We start from the raw sequence: 21,463 nt of genomic DNA, 5'->3' as shown, positions 1-21,463 counted from the left end.
TCACTCTGTCGGGCCTGACAAGCAGACCTGATGCTCAGGCCGCTCATGATGCGTGAACGGCCAATACTTTGCTAGCGCCCGGGGGCATAACGCTGCCAGATAATGTCATACGCATCTGTCTCCTTGAACCGCGCCAACGCCTGATTGAATTGTTGCAAGAACTGCGGCGAAAAGCTGCGCTTGCCCAACATAAAGAAGCTCGGCGATTCAGATACCACCATGGGGTGACTGGTGAACAGACCGCTCATCCCCTCCTTGTTGAGGGCGCTGGGGGTAGCCAACATGTCACCGAGGAAACCGTCGATCCGCCCGCGGGCCAGCTTCTCATAATTCTGCTGGTCGCTCACCGCACTCACCTGTTTGGCATAGCGAGCGAGCAGCGACATCACTTCATCACCATAGAAGTACTCTTTGGTGACACCGAGGGAGTAACCACTGGCCAGCCAGCTCGCCAGATCCTGCTCGGGGTAGTGGCGGCCCTTGCGGACCCACAGCAAGGTGCGCCCCGGGTTGTAGGAGTCGGAAAACCAGGCATAACGGGCGCGCTCATCATTGATGTTCGCTTCCATCGCCATGTCTATCTCGCCATACTCCATTTCGTGAAGTACCCGCTTCCAGGGCAACTCCACATAGTTGACCTTGCAGTGCATGGAAGTGAGTACAGCCGTCAGCACCTCGGCGGCATAACCGCGCACCTGTTGCGGTGAATCGGCTTCGTAATAATGGTAGGGGGGCCAGTTATCGTAACCGACCTGAATAGGCTCGGGACACAGGGCCCTGGCCAATGCCATTGGCACCCATAATCCAAGCAACAGACAGCAAGAGATCCACTTCATATGTCATCCTTGACGAATAGGTGAGTCATCATAAATCGCCCCCTGCAAAATGGCGATAGAGGCCAGATGACAATCGCATCCGCTAGAAAATGACGCAGCAAAGCACGTCTATTTGCCAAACGCCCTGCCGGAGCGCTACTGGCAACCTGCGCCCCGTCAGACCTGTTTAACCGGGAAACAGCAACGTTTGGAACAGGGGTAAAAAGGGGTTAATATGTGACCAAATATTTTTTTGTGATCCACTATGCTTTTTTTGCAATTGGATTAGCATATGCGCGACATCGGCCTACCCATTCTGTCAGGCATAGAGAGTGATATGACGTACAAAAAGTTCGGTTTTTTGACTGCCATTCTGGCGTTAAGCGGTTTTTATCTTTACACCCTCTATCTGGCTGCTCACCCCAACGTGAGCCTGGCCTACAAACTCTATTATCTGGAAGGCAAGACCCGCTTCTGGGAACACAACTCCAGCATGACCTATCAGCCGGGCAACGAGCTCAACCTCACCAAGCCGAGCCGTTTCCTGTCGAGCGAAGGCTGGGCTAAAAAGCCGAGCGAAGAAGGCACCCAGCTGAGCGGCAAAGGCGGCCTCTACTTCGTGCTGCCCAAGCAGGCCGCCAATCCGGAAGAGCTGACCATCCACGCTCGCGTCAACAGCCCGCAAGCGGGGGCTCTGCTGCAGGTGGCGCTCGGTCACGACTTTACCACCACGGTCAAACTGGCCAAGGCCGGGATTAACGAAATCCGCCTCAGTCTGCCGGGGGATTCACTCACCGCAGATCCCAAGCGCCCCAATTTTCTGGCGCTCTCGGCACCAACCCCCATCAACGTTCAATCAGTGCGCCTGACCGTTGCCCAGTGATATTTGCCCTGAACACCGTTTTATAAAAACTACTATCCAATAAGGACGTTCTTATGTCGTATCCAGATTTTCGACTCTCTCTGGTCGTTCCCGTTTACAACGAGGAAGAGAGCATCGATGCCTTCATCAACGCGATAGACAACGAACTGGCCCCGCTGAAAGACCAGCTTGAAATTGTATTCGTCAACGATGGCAGCCGTGATCGCACCCGTGAAGTGGTCGAGCAGGCCATCGCCCGCGATCCCCGCGTAACCCTGGTCAACCTGGCCCGCAACTTCGGTAAAGAGGCAGCCCTCACCGCCGGTCTGCATCAGGCCAAAGGGGACGCCATCGTGCCGATGGACGTGGATCTGCAGGATCCTCCCGCCCTGATCCTGGAGTTCGTCAAACTGTGGCAGACCGGTGACTACGACACCGTCTACGGCATCCGCGTCGATCGCAGCGCCGATACCCCGATGAAACGTCTGACTGCCGGCGGCTTCTACCGCTTCTTCAACGCCCTCTCCACCAGCACCAAGCTGCCGGAGAACGCCGGTGACTTCCGTCTGATCGACCGCAAGGTGGTGGAGGCGATCAAACTGCTGCCGGAGCGCAACCGCTTCATGAAGGGGCTGTTTGCCTGGGCCGGTTTCCGTGCCGTTGGCGTTCCCTACGAGCGCCCTGCCCGTCATGCCGGCGAGACCAAGTTCAACTACTGGAAACTGTGGAACTTCGCCCTCGACGGTCTGCTCAGCTTCTCCAGCTGGCCGCTGCGGGTGTGGAGCTATGTGGGCGTGAGCGTCTCTCTGGTCGCCTTCCTCTACATCCTGAAAATCATCACCCAGGTGCTCTTCTTCGGTATCGACGTACCGGGTTATGCCTCTCTGATGTCGGTGGTGCTGTTCCTCGGCGGTATCCAGCTGCTGTCACTCGGTATCATCGGCGAGTATATCGGCCGCATGTTCGTGGAAGTGAAACAGCGCCCGGTCTACCTCATTGAAGGGGTCTATGGCCAGTATGCCAAGCAGGATGCGGCCAAACCGCAGAGGGCTGACAGCAACCCGCAAGAGCAGCAGGAGCAAGCGCCTCAATGATCTCCCGCGAGGAATTCTGGCGGCTGGTACGTTTCGGTTTTGTCGGCGGGGGGGCAACCCTCGTCGACCTTGGCACCTCCATCGCACTGTTTCATACCTGGCCCACCATCTCGGAGCACCTGGTTACCACGCTGGCTTTTGCCATCGCGTTCTGGTTCTCCTTCTTTGGTCACCGCTACATCACCTTCCAGAAGCAGGGAGCCGCCAGCAAGTTTCTGCTGGTCGCCCTCTTCTCGCTGGCGGTGCGTAACCTGATCCTGAGCGGCCTGCTGTTTGCGGGGCTCTCCGGTCTGCTGCCGGTGGTCATCGCCACCCTGACCGTTACCGTCCTCACTTACGTTCTCTCTCGCGTCTGGGTTTTTGCCTGATGAATGATATGACCAATACTGCCCCGCTAACCGGGGCTGCACTCCCCTATCGCCCGTCACTGCGCATCAGCGGTCGTGACTGGCTGATGATCATCGCCGCCTTCATACTGAGCCGGGTGGCGCTGTATGGCATGGGTTACTTCGGTGTCCAGCTCTACGGCTCCCCCGACATCGGTCCGCTGCAGGCCTATTGCCAGTTCGACTGCGTCTGGTTCCAGCGCATTATCGAGAACGGCTACGACCTCTACCCGCGCTGGCTGAGCAAGGGCAATGCGGCCAACTGGGCCTTTATGCCGCTCTACCCGATGGTCTCCGGTGCCATCTCCAACCTGTTCAATGTCGAGAGCCTGATCGGCCTTATCATTGTGGCCAACGCCTCCTTCTTCGCCAGCCTGCCGCTGATGCTGCTGGTGCTGCGTCAGCTCAAACTGGGTGACGATACCGCCCGCTTCGGCGTATGGCTGCTCGCCTTCTCCCCCTTCTCCGCCTACTTCGTCTCCGGCTATACCGAGTCGACCTTTATGGCGCTGATGCTAGGGATGTTCCTGTTCGCCTATCGGGAGCAGTGGCTGATGGTGGCCGTGCTGGGGGTCTGTATCTCCGCCACCCGCAACCTGGGGGTGATGATGGTCTTCCCGGTGCTGATCCTGGCGCTGCAGGCTTACGGCTGGCGTGAATTTTTCCGCTTTACCGAGCGCGCCTTCAAGGTGGTGTTCACCCTCTGGATGATCCCCTTTGGCCTGTTTGCCTACATGGTCTACCTCTATCACCTGACCGGCGATGCCTTTGCCTTCAAGCACATTCAGGTGGCTTGGGGTCGCTATATGGACAGCCCGCTGGACTGGTGGCTAAGCGGTTTCGAGCTGGGCGGCCGCAAGGCTTACCTCTCCATCATGGTGATCTTCGGCTGGTGCCTGAACGGCTACCTGTTCAGCCAGAAGCGCTGGGCTGAAGCGACCCTGATGTTCATCTGCTGCACCATCCCGCTGATGACCGGCCTCAACGCCATGCCGCGCTATATGTTCGGGCTCTACCCGACCCTGCTGGCCATCATTCTGCTGACCCATCGCTGGCCCGCCATCCGCCCAGCAGTGCTCTGTATCAGCGGTATGGTTGCCTCCTTCATCGCGGTGGCCTTCGTCAACTTCAAGTTCTTCACCGTCTGATGTGACGACGATGCCTGATACACCAAATGCCGGTCACCTGACCGGCATTTTTTATAGGCGCCATTTATATCGACAGAGCATCCCACCACTTCCCCGTCACACTTTCCTCGGCTTGAAAACGTAACCATTTGAACTGATGTCACAAATCGGCATTTTGCCGATCCAAGGCACTCTTTGCTGCTCCTAGAATGGGCCCTTGTCCGAACTGCCCTGCTCAAGGAATGGCTTATGCGTCGTGCTCATCACTTATCCCCTCTCTGGCTCGCCCTGCTGGCCGCCCCTCTGTTCACCCAGCAGGCGATGGCCGCCCCCGAGGTTCGCCTCTATGTGGATGGTCAACCGGTAGCGGCCCCGATCGCGCTGGACAACGGCACGGTGGAGCTGACCCATCCCCTTGCCAAGGGGAGCCACCAGATCCGCATCAGCGACGCAGGCAACAGTTGCGGCACCAGCTTTGGCCCGAGCGAGAGCAAGCCGCTTCCCTTCGGCACCGCCCAACCCATGGACAAATGCAGCAAGGATCAGAGCTTTACCCTGCGGGTGATGCTGGCCGGGGAGTATCAGTTCACCTTCAACCCGGATACCCCCAGCCTCAAGGTGCTGCGGGCGACCAAGAAGAGCGAGTTCAAACGCCAGCCACCACAAGAGCCCTGCATCAGCTGGGATGGCGGCCCGGTCACCGTATCGCTCAAAGGGGTCTGGCCCGACGGTACCCGACTGAGGGATGCCTACTCGAAACAGGAGGCGGTGGTCAAACAGGGCAAACTGACCCTGACCCCGAGCAAAGAGAGCGGCGGCCTGCTGCTGCTCGAGCCGGTCAAGGCAGCCAAGTCAGCACCGTTCAGCTGGGATCAGGCGAGCGTCTATTTCCTGCTGACCGATCGCTTCCACAACGGCGATCCCGCCAACGACCACAGTTTCGGCCGCCAGAAGGATGGTCAGGATGAGGTGGCCACCTGGCACGGCGGCGACTTCAAGGGGCTGACCGAGAAGCTCGACTACATCAAGAGCCTCGGCATGAACGCCATCTGGATCACCCCCATGGTGGAGCAGGTTCACGGCTTTATCGGCGGTGGCGAGCAGGGCAATTTCCCCTTCTACGCCTACCACGGCTACTGGGCGCTCGACTTCACCAAGATTGACCCCAACTACGGCGATGAAGAGAGCCTGAAAACCCTGGTGGACGAGGCCCACAAGCGCGGCATGCGGATCATTCTCGACGTGGTGATGAACCACGCCGGTTATGCCACCCTCGCCGATCTGCAAGATCTGGGACTCACCGAGCTGACCCAGAACACAAACAAGCTGCCGACCGTCTGGAACCAGTGGCACCCGAGCGGCGGCCTCAACTGGCATGGCTACAACCAGTTCATCGACTATCAATCACCCGCGTGGAACAAGTGGTGGAGTGGTGACTGGGTGCGCGCCGGTCTGCCCGGCTACCCGCAGCCCGGCACCGACGATGTGGCCGGTTCGGTGGCAGGGCTGCCGGACTTTCTCACCGAATCGACCAAACCGGTAGGGCTGCCGCCGTTGCTGGCCGCGAAAAAAGATACCCTCGCCAAGGCGCTGCCCGACGCTACCGTGAGTGACTACCTGATCGCCTGGCACACCGACTGGGTGCGCCGCTTTGGTATCGACGGCTTCCGCGCCGACACAGTCAAGCATCTGGAGCCCGAAGTGTGGGCCAAGCTCAAGCATGCAGGCACCGCTGCGCTCAAGGAGTGGAAAGCCGCCAACCCGGACAAGGCCCTCGACGATCAGCCCTTCTACATGGTGGGCGAGGTGTGGGATCACGGGGTGGCCAAGGATTTCTGGTATCAGAACGGTTTCGATTCCCTGATCAACTTCGACTATCAGCGCGAGTTCGCACTGTCACAGGCCCAGTGCATGGCCAGCGCCGAGCCCACCTATGCCAGCTACGCCAGCCGCATCAATCAGGATCCCGAGTTCAACGTGTTGAGCTACATCAGCTCCCACGACACCAAGCTGTTCTTTGGCGACTATCAGGATGTGCCGCTACAGCGCCGGGTCGCCAACAGCTTTATGCTGCTGCCGGGCGGCATCCAGCTCTACTACGGCGACGAGTCCGGCCGGGGGCTGGCCAAGGATGGCGGGGTGTTCGATCAGGCGCTGCGCTCGGATATGAACTGGCAGGATCTGGCTAGCGGAGACAAGGCTGAGCTGGTCAAGCACTGGCAGCAACTGGGCCAGTTCCGCGCAGCCCATCCGGCTATTGCAGCAGGCAGTCACCAGAAACTCTCGGATGCTCCCTACGCCTTCGTGCGGGAGAAGGGGGATGACAAGGTGGTGGTGGTCTTTGCCGGTCGGCAGAAGTAACTCTTGAGCCACATTCACCAGCAACAGAGAGGGGAGCCACTGGCTCTCCTCTCTCGTTTATCTATCTGCCAAGGTTCACTGTGACTGGCGCGCCGCCACCGGCCACTGCAACCGCGCCTTGAGCAGGGTCTCCTGCCACAGAGGCCAAGAGAGCAGCGCCTGCTGATAGGCTCCGGCCTGACCGGGCAACAGGATGCCGTAGCTGGCCAGCCGATAGGCCATCACCGCATAGAAGGCGTCGACAATGCCCGCCTCGCCAAAGTAGAAGGGGCCCCGCGTCTGCGACCAGATCTCCTGCAAACGGGCCAGCTCACCGACCGCCTCCACCGGGGGATCGATACGGGTTGGCGCCCCAAGAAAGAAGGGGAGCAGAGAACGGATCTGCCGACATCCAGCGTGCAACTCGGCGCAGAGGCTGCGAGCCAGTGCCCGCTCGGCCAGCGAAACGGGATAGAGCTGGCGGTCGGGACAGAGCTCGTGAACATATTCGGCAATGGCCAGCGAGTCGTGAACCCGCACGCCATCGTGTTCGAGCCAGGGCACCAGACCGGCCGGTGCCAGCCGCTTGAGCCGCGCCAGCGACCTGGCATCCTCCAGATCGAACACCTGCTCCTGCCACGTCAGCCCGCTCATGGCGAGCACCAGTGCCGCCCGCATCGCCCAGGTGGAGCCGGTGCCCACCGCCAATACCAAGGAACCCATCTGTTGCCTCCTGCATGAGTTGCCTGCGACCAGCCGGTCTGCCCTTGATGGCAAAACATCCGATGGTCGCTTCACATTTGCGCACCGGCGGGTTTGACCCTCTTGGTGAGCGATGCTAGTTTGATTTTTCAAAACAATCAGTTAGCAACAATGTGAGCCATTAACCGAAATATGGACAGCCAATTTACCATCGTCATCGCAGATGACCACCCCCTGTTTCGGGGCGCCCTCTACCAAGCGGTGCACATGGCCATCAACGATGCTCAATTGCTGGAAGCGGACTCCATCGACAGCCTGACCAGCCTGCTCGGCGAGCACCCCGAGGTTGACCTGTTGCTGCTCGATCTCAAAATGCCCGGAGCCAATGGCTTCGAGGGGCTGGCCCACCTGCGTGGCCAATATCCCGACCTGCCCATCGTGGTGGTCTCCGCCTCGGAAGATGCGGCCATCATCCAGCAGGTGTTGCGGCTCGGCGCGCTCGGCTTTATTCCCAAGTCGGTGCCGATGAAGGAGCTGGTCAATGCCCTCAATACGGTGATCGGGGGGGATAACTGGGTGCCGGAAGGCATCTCGCTCCATCCCGAATCGGAAGATGGCCCCGATTTCGCCAGCAAGCTGGCCAGCCTCACCCCCCAGCAGTACAAGGTACTGATCATGCTGCGCGATGGCAGCCTCAACAAACAGATCGCCTGGGAGCTCAACGTCTCCGAAGCCACCATCAAGGCCCATATCACCGCCATCTTCAGAAAACTGGGGGTCAAAAACCGCACTCAGGCGGTTATCGCCCTGCAACAGCTCGATATCAAGGAGAGCTGAGCCCCGAACGCGGCGACACAGGCCAGATGAGATAGCCAGCCATGCTGGCTATTTGTTGCTCGACAATTAGCACGATCGTACTTTATGCTGCCAGCGCCAACGAGGAGAGAAGGATGAGTAAAGGGCGCCTGACCCGGGAAACCATTTTGCAGACCGCCTTTGAGCAGGCGAGCCAGCAAGGGCTGGAGAGCCTGACCATCGGCTCGCTGGCCAGCGCCTGCGAGATGTCGAAAAGCGGCCTGTTTGCCCACTTTCAATCCCGCGACAACCTGCAGATCGCCGTGCTGGAGTACGCCGCCGAGGTGTTCCGGCTGCGGGTGATCCAGCCGGTACGCCAGCAGGAGCACCAGAGCCAGCACGACAAGCTGATCGCCCTGCTGCGCGCCTGGCAGGCGTGGAACCACTGCTTCGCCGGACGCTGCATGTTTCTCGACGCCTGGACCTCGGTGCAGGATGGCCATGAGCAAAAGAGCCCCGTGCAGCAAGCCGCCCGGCAACTGGTGCGCTTCTGGCTCGACTATCTGGCCCGTCAGGTGATGCAGGGGCAGGCCGCTGGTGAGTGGCGACGGGAGATGGATTCCTGGCGCGCCGTTTACCGCCTCTATGGCCTCTATCTGGCGGATCAGGTGTTCAACGATCTCGAACTGTGTCAGGATCAGGCCCGCCACTTCTGGCCCGAGGTGGACGCTCTGCTGAGCAGCTGGCGCTGATGTTTTGGCATCCGTTCAACACGAATTTTTAAAAACCAACAAAAAAGCACGACCGTTCGCACATAAAAACCACAGGATGACCATGAGCAGCAAGATCTACTTCAACACCCGCCGCTTCAGCCCGAGCAAATGGCTGCTGGGGATCGGCACCCGGTTGCACCACAGACTCGCCCCCACCCATGCCAAGCGCACCGCCAGCAAGTTGCTGCTCACCCCCCAGCGCAACCAGCGGAATGGCCACGAGCCAGCGGGCCTGGTGAAGCAGGCCGTCCATACCAGCGAAGGGGTATTGATGAGCTATCGGCTCGGTCAGGGGCCGCTGTGGCTACTGGTGCACGGCTGGTCCGGCAGCGCCAGCCAGTTCTATCCGCTGATGAGCCATATCGCCGCGCAGGGTTTCACCGCCATTGCCTACGATCATCCGGCCCACGGCCAGAGCGCAGGCAACACAGGCCACCTGCCCCGCTTCGTACGCGCCTTCGACGAGCTGGCCGCCCGGCTGGCCACTGAAGTGGGCCCTGTCCATGGGGTTATCGCCCACAGCATGGGGGGCGCCGTCACCCTCTCCAGCCGTCAGCCGGGTATCGATACCCTGCCGCTGCTGTTGATTTCGCCGGTGCTCGACTATGTGCCCCAGCTCTACGGCATGGTGGCACGCTCCGGCTACTCCATCCGGCTGTTCGATGCGGTGGTCAAGGAGATTGAGCAGGAGTACCAGCACCCCTTGAGCACGGTCGATCCGCTGGGTCGCCTCGCCAGTCGCAACGGTGCGGCAATAATCGTGCATGACGAGGAGGACAGATTCGCCCCCCATAGCGACTCCTTGCGGGCCAGTCAGGATGGTCATACCCGGCTGGTGAGCACCCGGGGACTGGGCCACGGTCGCATCCTCGCCAGCGCCCCGGTATTCGCCGCCTTCGATCAGCTGGCGCGACCGGAAAATCCTCACCGCGCCCTTTGACATGGGGCCATGAAAAAAACGGGCCAGCGCCCGTTTTTATATTTGATACAGCGCCTTATAGTTAACTTGTCAGTGGGAACATTCTTGTCAGCACACAATAAGGCGCCAGCATATGGCCAGACCCAATACAGCGTTGTTGCTCACCGGTGGCGGTGCTCGCGCCGCCTATCAGGTCGGCGCCCTCAAAGCGATTGCGGAGCTCTACCCGCGCAATCTTGGCATCCCTTTTCCCATCCTGTGTGGCACCTCGGCGGGGGCCATCAATGTCACCGCGCTTGCCTGCTACGCCTCCTGCTTCCATCTGGGGGTGCGCAAACTGGAGTGGGTCTGGCGCCGTTTCGAGACTCACCACATCTTCGATTTTCACCCCGGCCGACTGCTGTGGCGGCTGATGTACGAAGGGTCGGCGGGGCTGATAAATCCCCACACCAACCACGCCTTTCACCTCTTTGACAACGCGCCGCTGCACCGCCTGCTGGATCAACTCATCGACTATCACCGCATTGATGACAACATCCTCTACGGCAGTCTGGAGGCGCTGGCCATCACGGCGTCGGATTACGATGACGGCCTCTCCACCACCTTCTTTCAGGGGCGGGCCGACCATCATCCTTGGGAGCGAGCCAGACGGCGCGGGGTACGCACCGTGCTTACATCGGAGCACCTGCTCGCCTCCTCGGCGCTCCCCTTTGTCTTTCCGGCCACCCGGATCGGCGAGAAGTTCTACGGCGACGGTTCCATCCACCAGCTGAGCCCACTCAGCCCCGCCATCCATCTGGGGGCGGAGCGGATCCTGCTGATCACCCTGGATCCGCCGGCCCACTCGGCGCCGACCCATCATCACGGCCATCTCACCAGCTCCAATATCGCCAGCCATCTGCTCGATACCGTCTTTACCGACACCCTCAACTCCGATCTGGAGCGGCTATGGCGCATCAACCAGACTCTGGATCTGATCCCGGAGCGGGAACGCAACCGCCTCAAGCTGAAGCGGGTGGAGACCTGCGTGCTGAAACCGAGTCAGGATCTCGACACCATCGCGCTGGCCTACCTGCGCAAACTGCCGCTAAAGTTGCGCCGCCTGTTGCGGGTACTGGGCGTGAAGGGGGATGAGACCAGCAGTCTGGCCAGCTTTCTGATGTTCTATCCGGGTTATTGCCAGCAACTGATCAAGCTGGGCTATCAGGACACCCTGAGGGAGCGGGAGCGGGTCGTCGCCTTCCTCGATATCGAAGGGCTACCAAAAGAGCGGGAATAAAGGGCGCGGCCGATGAGTCCGAGGGAACTCAGCGCCCCTCCAGCAAACGCTGCTCCGCCTGCTCCATGGCCACCACGGTGCCAAACAGGATCAGCCGATCGCCAGCCGCCAGCACCAGCTCGGGTCTGGGCTCCAGACTCTGATCGCCGCGCTGCACCTCCTTGATCCGCACCTCATCAAGTGGCAGCTCGCGCACTTCATGGCCCACCGCCCACGCCTGATCGTGCAGCAACAGCGGATGGAGGCGTTCAAGCAGCTGATCTGCCTCCAGATTGCTGGCACTCTGATCCCCCCAGTAGAAGCCGTGCAGGAAGCGATACTGACTGCCGCGCTCCAGCTCCATCCGGCGGATCACCCGACCGATCGGGATATCGCAGTTGAGCAGCAGATGGGAGACCAGCATCAGGGCCCCCTCCTGGGATTCAGGGATCACCTCAAACGCCCCCGCCTGCTTGTACTGCTCCAGAAAACTGTCATCCCGGGTACGCACCAGCACCTTGAGATCCCCCGCCAGTTCGCGGATCAGCGCCAGCATCGCCTCCACCCGCTTGCGGTCATCGAAGGTAATGATCACCAGCCGTGCCCGCAGCAGACCGGCGGCCAGTAGAATATCGCGGCGGCTGGCATCGCCGAAGGCCACCTGCTCCCCCGCCAGCTTGGCCTCGCTCACTCGCTCGGGGTCAAGGTCGAGGGCCAGAAAGGGGATTTCCTCTATCTTGAGAAAGCGGGCACAGGTCTGCCCCGCCCGGCCAAACCCGGCAATGATGACGTGCTGGTTTTTGCTCAGGCCCGACTGGGCCACCTCGGAGCGGGTCAGCAGCGCCGGATCGGTCAGGCTGCGAGCCAACGAATGGGCCTGAGTCACCAGCCAGGGGGTCATGGCGATGGAGATGATGCCGATGCCGATCAGCAGGGAGACCAGTTGCTGATCCAGCAAGCCGTGGTGCAGCGCCAGTGCCAGCAACACAAAGCCAAACTCCCCCACCTGACTCAGCATGATACCGGCGGCCATGCTGTCGCGCTTGCGCTCCCCCATCAGCCGCCCGGCCAGCAGCACCAGCAGGGATTTGCACAGCACCAGCAACACCACGCAGATCAGCACCTGCCACCATGCCCGCGCCACCAGCTCCCAATCCATGGCCATGCCGATGGTGATAAAAAAGAGCCCCATCAGCACGTCGCGAAAGGGCTTGATGTCTACCTCCAGCTGATGACGGTAGTGGGACTCCCCCAGCATCATCCCCGCCAGAAACGCCCCCAGCGCCATCGACAACCCGAGCGAATGGGTCATGAAAGCAGCGAGCAACGCCACCAGCAGGGCACTCAGCACGAACAACTCGTCGGAGCGGGCTCGCGCCACCTCGTGAAACAGCAGCGGCAGCAACCACTTGCCCACCGCCAGCAGAGTAAAGAGAGCAAACAACCCCTTGAGGGTGGCCCAGGCGATCTCGGCGGCCAGGGCGCTGCCCTGCACTTCCGGCTGGGCGAGGATAGGGATCATCACCAGCAGGGGCACCACCGCCAGATCCTGAAACAGCAGCACGCTCACCCCCAGCTGGGCGCGGCGGGTATGGAGCTGCTTCTGCTCGCCGAGCTGCTTGATCACCACAGCCGTCGAGGAGAGTGCCAACGTTCCCGCCACCACCAGCGACTGCGCCAGACCCAACCCCCACCACCAGCCGATGGCGAAAAAGAGCAGTGACGTGAGCAGCACCTGCAACATCCCGACCCCCAGCACCAACCGGCGCATCGCCAGCAATTTTGGCAGGGAGAACTCCAGCCCCAGCGAGAACATCAAAAAGACGATCCCGAGCTCGGCAATGGTCTGCATGATCGACTGGCCGGTGATCACCGCCAGCCCATGGGGGCCGAGCAAGACGCCGGCAATCAGGTAGGCGAGGATCACCGGCAAGCCGAGGCGCCGGAAAGTTGCCACCAGCAGGACGGCGGCGAACAGCAGGATCAACAGGTCGGTGTACAAATTTTCCTCTCCTTTTATCGACTTAAGCTTAGTCAGCCGATCTGGCGGGCAGGAAAGATATATTGGGCATGCCAATTGCAGGGAGGAGACAGTAGTCAGGTGTTACAGGTGGAAGACCATGGAAAATACGTCGTCACTTAATGGCTTTAGCCATGGCATCGAGCAGTGGGTTCGCCAGATGGAGCGGCTCACGCCGTTGCCCAGCGTTGAACGCAACCAGTTGCTCGAGCAGTTGTTGGGGCAGAGCGATCTCGGCGGTCTGCTGACAACTTTTGCCGATCGTGCGGCAAGAATTGTCAGGATCCACGGTCTCTACCTCGATTGTGGCCAGCCCCATGTGCTGATCCAGCACCCGCCGCTGGCCACCCTCAACCTGCACAACTATCCGTTCGAGCTGCGCGGTCAGCATGGCCAGCTGCTCGGCCAGCTTCACTACGAGCTGGAACATCCGCTGAGCGGCAGCCAGCAACGGGTACTGATGCAATACCATCAGCTGCTCTGCCTGCTGCTGCCCCTCTATCTGCGGCTGGAAAAACTGGATCAGCTGGTCCGGCTCGATCACCTGACCGGCCTTGGCAACCGCTCCTACTTTGACGAGGCCATCGGCCGCGCCATCGAGCAGCACAGCCGCGAGCCTCACGGTCTGGTGCTGGTGCTGCTGGATCTCGATCGCTTCAAGCAGATCAATGACACCTGGGGTCATCCGGTGGGGGATCTGGTGCTGAGCCGCTTCGCCCAGCTGCTCAAAGGGTGCATCCGCAGCACGGATCAAGCTTTCCGGCTCGGGGGAGATGAATTTGCCCTGCTGCTGCAACCGGCCGAACCCGAGGCGTGGCGCCCGGTCTGGCTGCGACTGCAGCATATGTTGATGACCAACAAGGAGCTCAGCACCTTCTCGGTCGGATGCAGCCTTGGCGCCGCCAGCTGGCAATCCGGGGTCGATGTGCCGAGCCTCTACGAGGCGGCCGACAGTCACCTCTACGCCCGCAAAAAAGCCGGCAAGGCCAGCCCTAACGAATAATCCCGAACTCTTCTTTGCTCCGGCACATGCGAGCCATGTGACCGGAGCTTCTTTTTTTGGGGCTAATCCCCCCTCACACCGAGATCACCTCAGGCAAGATCCTGCTCGGGTAGAACCGGGGCGGCACCGCTCCCCAGCCAATGGCACACCAGCCCGGCACCCTGCGCCATAAAACCGTCGCAGACAAAGAGCCCCACCACCGCCGCCACCTGCTCGCCATAGTAGAGGATGGGGATGCGCCCACGCTGCCACGAAGGCACGCCATACTCCTGCAAAAGCTTTTTCATCCGCCGACTACCGCTTCGCCCCACCGGTTTGAGGGGGATCCCGGGCGTTACCTGAAAACGCACCGAGAGTGGCTCGTCCGCTCGGGGGGAACGCAGCAGATCCTCGCCGTGCTCCGCCATACGCACCACCAGCTCGCCCAACCCGTCCGGCAGGGTCAGCGGCTCACCCACGGTGAGCGGCAATACCTGATGACAGGGTTGCAGGTCAGGGCTCACCAGATAGAGCCGCTCCTGATAACGGCGACAGCTCTGGCGCCCCCAGTTGAGCCGGGGATTGGCATCGCCGCGCGCCAACGCTACCTCCTGCCAGAGCCGGGCAAGCTGCTCACGTGATGGCATCTCCCCCCCCTGACGGCGGATCCAGTAGCGCAGCAGGTTGTTGCGCCGGGTGGATGAAAGGACGTGCAGCGGGCCTATATGGAGCGCATCCCCCTCGCCCGCAAGCTGCCAGTCACTCTCGGCCAGCTCCTCCAGCAGCGCCTCCTGCTCGGCGCACAAGGCCATGCTGCGTGCCGCGGTCTGGGCCATGGCGGGCCAGCGCGCCTTGAGCTGGGGGATAAACGTCTGGCGCAAAAAGTTGCGGTCATAGCTCACATCCTGATTGCTCTCATCCTCCACCCAGCCAAAGGGGAGGCTCGCTGCCGCCTCGGCCAGCTCGGCGCGACTCATATCAAGCAGCGGGCGCAGCAACAGGCCGCCGGCAAAGGGCTGGCTTGGCAGGATCCCCGCCAGTCCACGCAGACCGGCGCCGCGCTTGAGGGCCAGCAGCAGGGTCTCCAGCTGATCGTCCTGATGGTGGGCGGTGAGCAGCCACTCCCCCTCCCGCATCCGGGCGGTCAGCCGCTGGTAACGGGCGGTGCGGGCCTGCGCCTCCAGACTCTCGCCATTGCCGCGGATCAGAGTCACCCGCTCGACCAGCAGCTCCACCGCCAATTGCTGACACACGGCTTCACAATGAGCGACCCACTCATCGGCATGGGGACTGAGGCCGTGGTGCACGTGCAGGGCGCGAAGTAGCAGGCCATGCTCGCGGGCATACTGGGCCGCCAGCACCAGCAGCAGGGTGGAGTCGAGGCCGCCACTGAAGGCCACCAGCAGACCGGTGGAACCTTCCGGCGCTGGCATAGTCAGACAAAAGCGAGAATAAAGATGAGAAATCATAGGCTTCCCCAAAACGGACCGGCCGATCTTAGCAGAGTCGGGCTTATCAAGCTGCAACCCTGCTGCTAGAGTGAGGCTCGCCCGCCCTCTCCACCAGGCTGGCCGCAAGGCGGTCGCACAACTGATTGGAGCAAGGAAGATGGGCAGGGAAGCAAACAATCCGAATTGGAATCAAACAAGATGAACAATAAGAAAAGCTTACTGGCCGGCCTGATTGGACTGGCCCTGCTGGCTGGCTGCAGTCAGGCACCGCAAGACTCCCCCAAACACTCCGGGCTGGCGCTGGCCAATATGGACACCCAGGTCAAACCTGGCGATGACTTCTTCCGCTACGTCAATGGCAAGTGGCTCGCCACCGCCAAGATCCCCGACGATCGCCCCGCCGATGGCGCTTTCTACATGCTGCGGGACAAATCCCTCGCCGATGTGCGGGTGCTGGTCGAGGGGCTGGCCAAGCAGGAGGCCGCTACCGGCACGCCGACCCAGCAGATCCGCGATCTCTACGCCAGCTATCTGGATCAGGCTAGCCGTGACACCAAAGGGCTCACCCCGCTGGCACCGGCGCTGGCCGATATCGACCAAATCCGTGATCAGGCGGCACTGGCCCGCGCCTTTGCCCAAAGTGGCCGCATGGGCGGCGGCGCACCGTTCGGCATCTGGATCGACGCCGATGCCAAGTCTCCCGACCGCTATGCGGTCTACCTCTATCAAGGTGGACTGGGACTGCCGGATCGGGACTACTACCTCAAGCAGGATCCCGACAGCCAGGCCCTGCGCCAGAAGTACCAGCAGCATATCGCCGCCATGCTGAGCCGCCTCGGTGAGTCTGACCCGAGCGGCAAGGCCAAACGGATTCTGGCCCTCGAAACCCGGCTCGCCACCATCCAGTGGGACAATGTCGCCCTGCGGGATCGGGAGAAGAACTACAACAAGCGCCCCGCCAGCGAACTGGCACGGCTCGCCCCCCACCTCGACTGGCAGGCTTATCTCAATGCCTCGGGCATCGCTGGCCAGCCGGAGCTCATCATCGGTCAGCCGACCTATCTGAGCGCGCTGGATCAGGTGATGGCCCAGACCCCCATCGCCGACTGGCAGGCCTACCTCAAGTGGCAACTGCTGACCGACTACGCCCCCTATCTCGACAGCGAGACCGACCACGCCAACTTCGCCTTCTACGGCACCACCCTGAGCGGCACGCCCAAGCAGCGCGCCAGCTGGGAGCGGGCGCTCGGGGTGCTGAACGATCATCTGGGTGAAGCGGTCGGCCAGCTCTATGTGGCCCGCTACTTCCCGCCAGCAGCCAAGGAGCGGATGGAGCAGCTGGTGGAGAACCTGCGCACCGCCTACGGCCAGAGCATCAAGGAGCTCGACTGGATGTCGCCCGAGACCAAGGCGCAGGCCCTCGAGAAGCTGACCAAGTTCCGCCCCAAGATCGGCTACCCCGACAAGTGGAAGGATTACAGCGCCATCACCATCAAACCGGATGATCTGGTGGGCAACCTGCAACGCTCGCAAGCCTTTGAATACGCAGACAGTCTGGCGCGCCTCGGCAAGCCGGTCGACCGGGACGAGTGGCACATGTCGCCGCAAACGGTGAACGCCTACTACAACCCGAGCAACAACGAGATCGTCTTCCCGGCGGCTATTTTGCAGCCCCCCTTCTTCGACATGACGGCGGATGATGCGGTCAACTACGGCGCCATCGGAGGGGTCATTGGCCACGAGATGGGCCACGGTTTTGATGATCAGGGGGCCAAATCCGATGGCGACGGCATGATGCGCGACTGGTGGACACCGCAAGATCTCAAGGAGTTCCGCTTCCGCACCAGCCGTCTGGTGGCCCAGTACAACCGCTTCGAGCCCATCAACGGCCAGTTCGTCAATGGCCAGTTCACCCTGGGGGAGAACATCGGCGATCTGGGTGGTCTCACCATCGCCCACAAGGCCTACGAGCTGTCACTGGATGGCAAGGAAGCGCCGGTGCTGGACGGCTTCACCGGCGAGCAGCGCTTCTTCCTCGGCTGGGCGCAAGTGTGGAAAGGGATGTATCGTCCCGAGCTGATGCAGATGCTGCTGCGCTCCGACCCCCACTCGCCGCCCGAGTACCGGGTCAACGGCGTGGTGCCGAACATTCCCGCCTTCTACGAGGCATTCAACATCCAGCCGGGGGACAAACTCTATCTGCCGCCCCAGAAGCGGGTGAAGATCTGGTAACAGCATCACGGCGGGCTCCCCGGGAGCCCGCACTCAAGAGACAGCAAGAGGTTGCAAGATGAACAGAGCATTGATGATGGCTGGGCTGCTGACCCTGCCGCTGGCGGCACAAGCACAAGCCGAAGAGGGATTTAGCAAGCAACTGACCCTCCCCTCCGGGCAGGTGATCCGGGTGGCGCAGGGGGCCGGTGAGCCCGCCTCCATCGGCAGCTATGACGTGCGGCTCTATTCGGGCCAGAACGCCCAATTTCCACTGGATGAGTTTCAGGATGGCAAGGTGATGGCCCGTAACGGCTTTGTCCGGGAGCTGAAACTGGTCGATTTGAATGGCGACAAGCAGCCCGAGCTGGTGGTCATCATCGAGAGCGCCGGCAGCGGCAGCTATCAGGATGCCGATGCCTACACCGTCAGCCCGCAAGGGGAGCTGGAGATCTTCAATCAGGTCAAGGAGCTGGAGCCCAAAGAGGATGTGGTCAAGGCGCTCAAAAGCCCGCAAGACTAAGCCCTCTCCCCGAATCTGAAATATAAAAAGCCCTGATGATCAGGGCTTTGTTGTTTCTGCTGTTGACGCAAATAGCCTAGAGGCGGGTCGCCCGAATGGAGACCTGCGGCAGCGCCATCTCGTGCTGGGCCGCCACCAGTTGCAGCTCGTAGGCCCCCGCCAGCCAGGTGCGAGCCAGCACTGCATCGACGCTGGCGTTGGTACGTTCGAACGCCGCTACCGGGGTGCAACCGGCCAACAGATTGGCCAGCATGGTGGCGCTCAGCAGATCCCCCACCCCGATGGGGTGGCGGGCAAAAGGGTAGAGCGGGCGGGAGAGGTGAAAATTCCCCTCCTCGCACACCAGCAGCATTTCGAAGCGGTCCACGGCAAAGCCGGCCTTGCCCAGATGCTTGACCATCACCAGCTTGACCCCTTGCGCGCGCAGCTGCTGGCACGCCTCGATGGCCTCCGGCACATTGCGGATATCGCGGCCGGTGAGCTGTTCCAGCTCCAGCAGATTGGGGGCCAGCATATCGGCGCAAGCCAGTGCCCGATGTTTCAGAAAATCGGCGACGCCGGGTGCCACTATGCACCCCTTGTCGGGGTGACCCATCACGGGATCACAAAAATAGAGGGTGGCCGGATTGAGTGCCTTGAGCCGGGCCACCGCCACCAGGATCTCCTCCCCCTGTTCGGCCGAGCCGAGGTAGCCGCTCAAGATCGCATCGCACTGGGCCAGCACACCGATCTCCGCCAGGCCGTTTACCAGCTGACGGATATGACCGCTGGGCATCACCATCCCCTGCCAGCCTTCGCGGTATTGGGTGTGATTGGAGAACTGCACCGTGTTCATCGGCCACACCTCGATCCCGAGGCGACGCATGGGAAAAACGGCGGCGCTGTTGCCGGCACAGCCAAAGACTACGTGGGATTGAATGGAGAGCACTCGCTTCATGGTTGGCGACTCACGCAATAAGAACAGGAATTCCGGAGGGAAAAACGGGCCTTGCGGCCCGTTGTTGTCACTTTCGACTGTTGTCACTGTCGATTAACGCAGCACCTTGACGGTGTAGCTGCCATCGGCCTGACGATAGAGGCCGTGGATGTCGGTCTCGAAACCCGGGTAGTGGGCACCGATCTCGCACAGCATCTCGAGGAACTCGAGCACCGGCAGAGAATCCTGGGTCACCATCTCACCCGGCAGTACCAACGGAACTCCCGGCGGGTACGGCAGGATCATGTTGGCGCTGATGCGGTCAACCATGTCACGCAACGGCACTTCCACCACGTTGCCGGCCAGCTCTTGCTGCCATGCGGCGTGCGGAGTCATCTTCATCTCCGGCAGTACATCGAACGCCTTGAACATCAGCTCCGGCAGACGGTACTTGCTGGTCAGCTCGTGAATGCGCTGCGCCAGCTCCTGGATGCGCATCCCTTCGTAGAAGCTCGGGTCTTCACGATAGAGGCTCGGCAGGATGCTCTTGATGGTCAGGTTCAGGTCGTAGCCACGCTTGAACTCGGTCAGGGCACGCAGCAGCTGCATCGCCTTGGACTGATCGATACCGATGGAGAAGAGGAACAGCATGTTGTAGGGGCCGGTCTTCTCGACCACGATGCCGCGCTCATCCAGGAACTTGGAGACCAGAGAGGCAGGGATGCCCTTCTCCAGCAGCTGGCCGTCACGACCCATACCCGGAGTCAGCAGAGTGACCTTGATCGGATCCAGGTACATGTGGTTGTCATCGATGTCCTTGAAGCCGTGCCAGTCATCTTTCGGATCCAGCTTCCAGCACTCGACGGTGTCGATGTTGTCCGGCTGCCATACGTCGAAGAACCAGCCTTCGCTCTGATCACGCAGACGCTTGATCTCTTTGCGGAAGGAGATGGCGCGATCGATGGAGTCCTTGATCAGACGCTTGCCGGTGTTGCCACGCATCATGGCAGCAGAGATCTCGGTAGAGGCCACGATGCCGTACTGCGGCGAGGTGGAGGTGTGCATCATGAAGGCTTCGTTGAAGGTCTCTTCCTCCACGTCACCCTTGATGTGGATCATCGAGGCCTGGGAGAAGGCCGCCAGCAGCTTGTGGGTGGACTGGGTTTCGTAGAACACCTTGCCCGGCATCGCTTCGCCGCTCATGCCGCACTTGCCTTCATAGATCGGGCTGAAGTTGGTGTAAGGCACCCAGGCACTGTCGAAGTGGATGTAAGGAGTATCCAGCGCCTCCTTGATGAAGCCGGTGTTGTAGAGCAGGCCATCATAGGTGGAGTTGGTGACGACGGCGTAACGGGGAGCCTGGGCACCCGGTGTAGCGGCAACCTTGGCTGCGATGGTGTCGCGGCTGAATTCGCTCTGCGGGATACCACCCAGAATGCCGTAGGCGTTGCGGGTCGGACGGAAGTAGATCGGCGTCACGTCGTTCATCATCATCAGGTGAGTGAGCGACTTGTGGCAGTTACGGTCAACCAGCACTGTGCTGCCGGCAGGCGCGGAGTACATGCCGACGATCTTGTTGGCAGTAGAGGTGCCGTTGGTAACGATATAGGAGCGATCGGCGTTGAAGGTACGGGCGATGTACTCTTCGGCTTCCTTGTGCGGACCTGAGTGATCCAGCAGGGAGCCCAGCTCCGGCATGGAGATGGAGACGTCAGCCTTGAACGCGTTCGGGCCGTAGAAGTCATAGAAGATGCTGCCGGCCGGGCTCATCTGGAAGGCGGTACCGCCCATGTGACCCGGAGTACAGAAGGTGTATTTACCCTCTTCCACGTACTTGAACAGCGCCTTGGTAAACGGCGGCAGGATGGCGTCCTGATACTCCTGAGTGGCCTGACCCATCTTGAGGGCGATGTCATCGGCCATGCCGAGACGGTACTCGAAGAAGTGCACGTTCAGACGCAGGTCGGTCAGGTGAATGTCCAGGGTGGACTGGTCGTTGGCGAAGGCGAAGATCGGCAGCTTCTCGTTGCGATCGTGGATCTCCTTGCACAGACCCAGAGAGTATTTGTCCCAGTCGAAGATGGCGCCACAAACGCGGGGGTTCTTCTCAATCAGTTTCAGCAGGTCGGCGACGTCGACCGGATAAACAACCTCGAAACCCTTGCGCTCGAGGGAGGCTTGCAGCTGGCGAATGGGTTCTTCTTTAAAGAAAACGCCGAGGTGGTTGAGGATGGCAATGATATTCATCGTAATGCTCCACACGTAAAGGGGCGCTCTCCATCAGGGATG

18 protein-coding genes are annotated in these 21,463 nt (G+C 61.0%); 12 read left to right on the top strand and 6 right to left on the bottom strand.

The window, feature by feature from the left end; genetic code table 11:
- Positions 1-71: 71 nt before the first annotated feature.
- On the bottom strand, positions 72-836 hold the full coding sequence (locus A9G06_RS05520) for an ABC transporter substrate-binding protein (RefSeq protein ID WP_069554530.1): 765 nt from the start codon (positions 834-836) through the stop codon (positions 72-74).
- A 316-nt stretch (positions 837-1,152) separates the two neighbouring features.
- Here A9G06_RS05520 and A9G06_RS05515 point away from each other — a divergent pair, with 316 nt between their 5' ends.
- The 5 genes from A9G06_RS05515 to A9G06_RS05495 all read left to right on the top strand — a co-directional run bounded on the left by A9G06_RS05515 (position 1,153) and on the right by A9G06_RS05495 (position 6,645).
- Positions 1,153-1,698: a hypothetical protein gene (locus tag A9G06_RS05515; protein WP_069554529.1), complete on the top strand. Its 546-nt coding sequence runs from the start codon at positions 1,153-1,155 to the stop codon at positions 1,696-1,698.
- A 53-nt stretch (positions 1,699-1,751) separates the two neighbouring features.
- Complete coding sequence (locus A9G06_RS05510) at positions 1,752-2,771, top strand: glycosyltransferase family 2 protein (protein ID WP_069554528.1); 1,020 nt, start codon at positions 1,752-1,754, stop codon at positions 2,769-2,771.
- Positions 2,768-3,139 carry a GtrA family protein gene (locus tag A9G06_RS05505; protein WP_005338463.1) on the top strand — a complete coding sequence of 124 codons (372 nt, stop codon included), beginning with the start codon at positions 2,768-2,770 and terminating at the stop codon, positions 3,137-3,139. Before A9G06_RS05510 ends, A9G06_RS05505 begins: the two co-directional genes overlap by 4 nt.
- Positions 3,139-4,305: a hypothetical protein gene (locus A9G06_RS05500; RefSeq protein ID WP_069554527.1), complete on the top strand. Its 1,167-nt coding sequence runs from the start codon at positions 3,139-3,141 to the stop codon at positions 4,303-4,305. The genes A9G06_RS05505 and A9G06_RS05500 overlap by 1 nt, the downstream gene beginning before the upstream one ends.
- Positions 4,306-4,533: 228 nt before the next feature.
- Positions 4,534-6,645: an alpha-amylase gene (locus A9G06_RS05495; protein ID WP_069554526.1), complete on the top strand. Its 2,112-nt coding sequence runs from the start codon at positions 4,534-4,536 to the stop codon at positions 6,643-6,645.
- Positions 6,646-6,720: 75 nt separating this feature from the next.
- Here A9G06_RS05495 and A9G06_RS05490 read toward each other — a convergent pair whose 3' ends face one another.
- Positions 6,721-7,347, bottom strand: a complete 627-nt coding sequence (locus A9G06_RS05490; RefSeq protein ID WP_069554525.1) for a glutathione S-transferase N-terminal domain-containing protein — start codon at positions 7,345-7,347, stop codon at positions 6,721-6,723.
- A 171-nt stretch (positions 7,348-7,518) separates the two neighbouring features.
- On the opposite strand from A9G06_RS05490, the gene A9G06_RS05485 reads away from it, so the two are divergent.
- The 4 genes from A9G06_RS05485 to A9G06_RS05470 all read left to right on the top strand — a co-directional run bounded on the left by A9G06_RS05485 (position 7,519) and on the right by A9G06_RS05470 (position 11,092).
- Entirely contained in the window at positions 7,519-8,163 is a 645-nt protein-coding gene (locus A9G06_RS05485; protein ID WP_005338467.1) for a response regulator transcription factor, read from the top strand.
- Positions 8,164-8,276: 113 nt separating this feature from the next.
- The gene (locus A9G06_RS05480; RefSeq protein ID WP_069554524.1) at positions 8,277-8,873 is read left to right on the top strand and encodes a TetR/AcrR family transcriptional regulator; all 597 of its coding nucleotides are present in this window, start codon (positions 8,277-8,279) and stop codon (positions 8,871-8,873) included.
- Between the two features lie 82 nt (positions 8,874-8,955).
- Positions 8,956-9,834, top strand: coding sequence for an alpha/beta hydrolase (locus A9G06_RS05475; protein ID WP_069554523.1), 879 nt, complete (start codon positions 8,956-8,958; stop codon positions 9,832-9,834).
- A gap of 112 nt (positions 9,835-9,946) precedes the next feature.
- A complete protein-coding gene (locus tag A9G06_RS05470) occupies positions 9,947-11,092 on the top strand; it encodes a patatin-like phospholipase family protein (protein ID WP_005347843.1) in 1,146 nt (381 codons plus the stop codon).
- 28 nt (positions 11,093-11,120) lie between these two features.
- On the opposite strand, the gene A9G06_RS05465 is transcribed toward A9G06_RS05470, so the two are convergent.
- Positions 11,121-13,073 (bottom strand): monovalent cation:proton antiporter family protein, encoded by a 1,953-nt coding sequence (locus tag A9G06_RS05465; protein WP_069554522.1) that lies wholly within the window; start codon positions 13,071-13,073, stop codon positions 11,121-11,123.
- A 118-nt stretch (positions 13,074-13,191) separates the two neighbouring features.
- Here A9G06_RS05465 and A9G06_RS05460 point away from each other — a divergent pair, with 118 nt between their 5' ends.
- On the top strand, positions 13,192-14,094 hold the full coding sequence (locus tag A9G06_RS05460; protein WP_005347848.1) for a GGDEF domain-containing protein: 903 nt from the start codon (positions 13,192-13,194) through the stop codon (positions 14,092-14,094).
- Between the two features lie 89 nt (positions 14,095-14,183).
- On the opposite strand, the gene tilS is transcribed toward A9G06_RS05460, so the two are convergent.
- Complete coding sequence (gene tilS, locus A9G06_RS05455) at positions 14,184-15,542, bottom strand: tRNA lysidine(34) synthetase TilS (RefSeq protein WP_069554521.1); 1,359 nt, start codon at positions 15,540-15,542, stop codon at positions 14,184-14,186.
- A gap of 180 nt (positions 15,543-15,722) precedes the next feature.
- Here tilS and A9G06_RS05450 point away from each other — a divergent pair, with 180 nt between their 5' ends.
- Positions 15,723-17,756: a M13-type metalloendopeptidase gene (locus A9G06_RS05450; RefSeq protein ID WP_069554601.1), complete on the top strand. Its 2,034-nt coding sequence runs from the start codon at positions 15,723-15,725 to the stop codon at positions 17,754-17,756.
- Positions 17,757-17,814: 58 nt separating this feature from the next.
- Positions 17,815-18,258 carry a PliI family lysozyme inhibitor of I-type lysozyme gene (locus A9G06_RS05445; protein WP_069554520.1) on the top strand — a complete coding sequence of 148 codons (444 nt, stop codon included), beginning with the start codon at positions 17,815-17,817 and terminating at the stop codon, positions 18,256-18,258.
- A 76-nt stretch (positions 18,259-18,334) separates the two neighbouring features.
- Here A9G06_RS05445 and pdxY read toward each other — a convergent pair whose 3' ends face one another.
- Together pdxY and A9G06_RS05435 are read right to left on the bottom strand one after the other, a co-directional pair.
- Entirely contained in the window at positions 18,335-19,195 is an 861-nt protein-coding gene (gene pdxY / locus A9G06_RS05440) for a pyridoxal kinase PdxY (RefSeq protein ID WP_069554519.1), read from the bottom strand.
- Positions 19,196-19,288: 93 nt separating this feature from the next.
- Positions 19,289-21,421, bottom strand: a complete 2,133-nt coding sequence (locus A9G06_RS05435) for a lysine decarboxylase CadA (protein ID WP_058059046.1) — start codon at positions 21,419-21,421, stop codon at positions 19,289-19,291.
- Positions 21,422-21,463: the final 42 nt, after the last annotated feature.

Origin of the sequence: Aeromonas sp. DNP9 (assembly GCF_001728955.1) — a bacterium.
Classification (GTDB): Bacteria; Pseudomonadota; Gammaproteobacteria; order Enterobacterales; family Aeromonadaceae; genus Aeromonas; species Aeromonas veronii.
Note: the sequence above shows the minus strand (reverse complement) of the source record. Positions and strands in the feature narration are given on the sequence as shown.